Source organism: Streptomyces sp. PU-14G, assembly GCF_041028275.1.
In the GTDB taxonomy this organism is placed as follows: domain Bacteria; phylum Actinomycetota; class Actinomycetes; order Streptomycetales; family Streptomycetaceae; genus Streptomyces.
Genome location: NZ_JASKYT010000576.1, coordinates 1 through 3000, shown reverse-complemented (window position 1 = coordinate 3000; position 3000 = coordinate 1). Strand labels below are relative to the sequence as shown.

The 3000-nt window shown below is 71.8% G+C and carries 4 protein-coding genes; 2 read left to right on the top strand and 2 right to left on the bottom strand.

Features of this window, described 5'->3' with window-relative positions:
* Positions 1-46: 46 nt before the first annotated feature.
* The gene (locus tag AB8Z75_RS33550; protein WP_369208704.1) at positions 47-640 is read left to right on the top strand and encodes an isochorismatase family protein; all 594 of its coding nucleotides are present in this window, start codon (positions 47-49) and stop codon (positions 638-640) included.
* Positions 641-842: 202 nt separating this feature from the next.
* On the opposite strand, the gene AB8Z75_RS33545 is transcribed toward AB8Z75_RS33550, so the two are convergent.
* Positions 843-1109 carry a hypothetical protein gene (locus AB8Z75_RS33545; protein ID WP_369208706.1) on the bottom strand — a complete coding sequence of 89 codons (267 nt, stop codon included), beginning with the start codon at positions 1107-1109 and terminating at the stop codon, positions 843-845.
* Positions 1110-2014: 905 nt separating this feature from the next.
* On the opposite strand from AB8Z75_RS33545, the gene AB8Z75_RS33540 reads away from it, so the two are divergent.
* Complete coding sequence (locus AB8Z75_RS33540) at positions 2015-2359, top strand: hypothetical protein (protein WP_369208702.1); 345 nt, start codon at positions 2015-2017, stop codon at positions 2357-2359.
* A gap of 40 nt (positions 2360-2399) precedes the next feature.
* Here AB8Z75_RS33540 and AB8Z75_RS33535 read toward each other — a convergent pair.
* Positions 2400-3000, bottom strand: a 601-nt coding sequence (locus AB8Z75_RS33535) for an RDD family protein (protein WP_369208700.1), incomplete at its 5' end; no start/stop codon positions are given.

The following is a 3000-nucleotide window of genomic DNA, read 5'->3' as shown; positions in this document are numbered from 1 at the left end:
GGTCCGTCCCCCACCCAGTCGACCCACCAGCCGAAAGGTGTGCACCATGCACCGGGCACTGATCGTCGTGGACGTCCAGAACGACTTCTGCGAGGGCGGCAGCCTCGCCGTCACCGGCGGCGCCGACGTGGCGGCCGCCATCACCGACCTGATCGGGGACGCGTCCGCCGGCTACCGCCACGTCGTCGCCACCCGGGACACGCACATCGACCCCGGCGACCACTTCTCCGACAGCCCCGACTTCGTCCGCTCCTGGCCGCCGCACTGCGTGGCCGGCACCGAGGGGGTCGGCTTCCACCCCAACTTCACCCCCGCCGTCGCCTCAGGATCCATCGAAGCCGTCTTCGACAAGGGCGCGCACACCGCCGCCTACAGCGGCTTCGAAGGCGCCGACGAGAACGGCGTCTCCCTCGCCGCATGGCTGCGCGCTCGGAACGTCGCCGAGGTCGACATCGTCGGCATCGCCACCGACCACTGCGTACGGGAGACCGCCCTCGACGCCGCGGGTGAGGGCTTCCGCACCCAGGTACTCCTCGACCTGACGGCGGGCGTCAGCGAGGAGACCGTCCAGCGCGCTCTCGAGGAGCTCCGCGACGCCGGAGTGGAACTGTCCGGCAAGCCGGTCGTCACACCGGCGTAGGGCCTCCCCCGCGGACCTTGCCCCGCCCGGCGAGGAAGTTGCCACTGTTCGCAGTGTGCGATCCGCGCGTGGGTCGTGGCTGGTCGCGCCGTTCCCCGCGCCCCTCCGGGGCCGCCGCCACCTCACCCGGCCCCGGCGAGCGGCCCCGAGGCCCCTGAGGGCTCTGGGGGCTCTGGGGGCTCTGAGGGCCCTGCGAGCAGCTCTAGGCCGGGGTCGCCCGCAGGAGGGCGGCGATGGGCCGCCAGGAGTTGTGGGCGTCGTCGGGCACGGCGCGCCACACCAGGCCCTCGGGGTGGTGCAGCACCGCGGTGACCTCGTCCGCGGTGGGTGGCTCGGCGTTGCCCCGCAGGTAGATCGCCCGCAGGCCGAGATTGCGCAGGCGGGTCAGCGCACGGGGCCGGTTGCCCGCGTGCACCAGCACGCGGACCCGCTGCTCCTCGCCGGGTCTGCGCGCGGTCGCCTCCCGCACCGTGTGCGGTTCGTCAGCGAACGCGGACCAGCGGCGCGAGGCGGGCACCAGCCCTGGGCGGCGGGCCGCGCCGCCACCGTCGGTGCCCCGCGCCCTCGGGGCAGCGGGCGCCGCGCCGTGCGGCTCGCGCGGCACCGGAAGGGTCAGCGCGACGATCACGCTGCCGTCCGGCAGCCTGACGAATCCGCCTCCTGACATGATCACCATCTCCCCCGTGAGACTCGTTCGGGTACGTCCTGTCCGGGGCCGCCGTGCGGCAGCCCCACCAGGCATCTAAACGCGATCGAGCGCCGATCGCCAGGGGGTAACGGATGATCATGTTTTGACCTGCAACGATGCAAACAAATTCATTCCTGGGTTGCATGACCGTCGATCACTCGTTCCCGGAACCGCCCATTGTCGATCTTCACGCCCCCTTTACAGCGGGTAATCAGCCCACCTTGGCGCCCTTTTCGCCCCTGTTTGCACGCTTTGTCGGCAGTAGTTGAACCGGAGACAATCTCCCGCACCTCCATTGGCCCGACCGCTGACGACACCCCGGGGCGAGGCGGGCAGTTGCGGAAGCGGAACGTCCAACTCCCCATCAGATAACGGGTGCGAACACCGGTACGGGCAGAGCCCGGGGGGCGCGTACCACCCCAGCGCGCGGGAGACCACGACAGGGCCCACAGGTGTCGCCCAAGGGCCCACGCCCGTCCGCCAGTTGGGACGCCGAGGCGGCTGTGCGTCCGTGCGCCCCCCGTGCAACAGGGGCGTGGGTCAGCTCACGCTTGCGGCGCTTTCCGCCAGGGCATCCCGGACCGTAGAGTCGTTCGATGGCGCCCCGTTCGTACCGAGTCAACGAGTAGCGCGCAACGACCCGTTCACGTCCAGACCGTGTCCACTCCCCCGAGGACGGATCCGCCATGCCGCGTCCGAACCCCGCCCAACTCCTCTACGGCTCGGCCACCGTCATCTGCTCCACCCTCGCCATGCTGCTGCTCTCCCAGGCGCGTTCGGTCGTCTGGACAGCCGTGATCGCCGTCACGGCACTCGCACTTGGCCTGCTGGTGGCGCTGACCGCCCCGTCGGCGCACGCGAAGCTCAGGCGACGTGCGGCCGTTGGGCGGACGACGACCCCCTCCCCCGCCCAGCCGGCCCTGCACGGGCGGCCCGACGCCGTCACGGCCCAGCACGCCAGCACCGCCACCGCCGCGCCCGCCACGCCCGCCACGCCCGCCACGCCCGCGGGCATGGGAGCCCGCCGCTGACGCCGGCCGCCGCCGTCTGTCACCTCCCCCGCGGCCCGGCTCAGTCCGCCGCGACCACGACCGTCCTGGCCGCCTTGTCGTGCAGACACTGCTGGTACGGCTTGTCCCACGTGCAGAAGAGCACGTTCACCAGCCAGAACAGAAAGCCGATGCACGGCACCAGCGGTGGGATCTGGTAGACGGCGGCCCGCAGCCACCCCGGCGACCCCGCCGGCACGGCGCCGTTCTGCAGCATCGCGACCCGGATGCGCATCAGCTTCTTGCCGACCGTCTGCCCCGACGTCGTCAGCATCAGGCCCTCGTACACGAGGTAGACGACGGTGTAGGCCAACTGCGGCCAGTACGCGTACCCGTCGTACCCGTTGTCGTACGAGTAACCGCCCTCGATCAGCCCGGCGATGATGCCGACCGGAATGCCGATGAGTAGCGCGTCGATGATGCGGGCCAGCAGACGCTTGCCGCGGGACGCCAGTGGGGGCATCCCCGCGAGGGGATCGGCGGCACCGGCCGGGCCACCGTACGGGTTGTCGTACGGGTTGTCGTAGCCCCCGCCCCCGTATCCCCCGCCGCCCGGGGGCGGCGGGGGATACGGGGGCCAGTACGCGTACCCGTCGTACCCGTTGTCGTACGAGTAACCGCCC

What these genes read in the sequence shown, in the direction of transcription:
- AB8Z75_RS33550 (WP_369208704.1), top strand. Translation starts at nt 47, where the DNA reads ATGCACCGGGCACTGATCGTCGTGGACGTCCAGAACGACTTCTGCGAG.
- AB8Z75_RS33540 (WP_369208702.1), top strand. Translation starts at nt 2,015, where the DNA reads ATGCCGCGTCCGAACCCCGCCCAACTCCTCTACGGCTCGGCCACCGTC.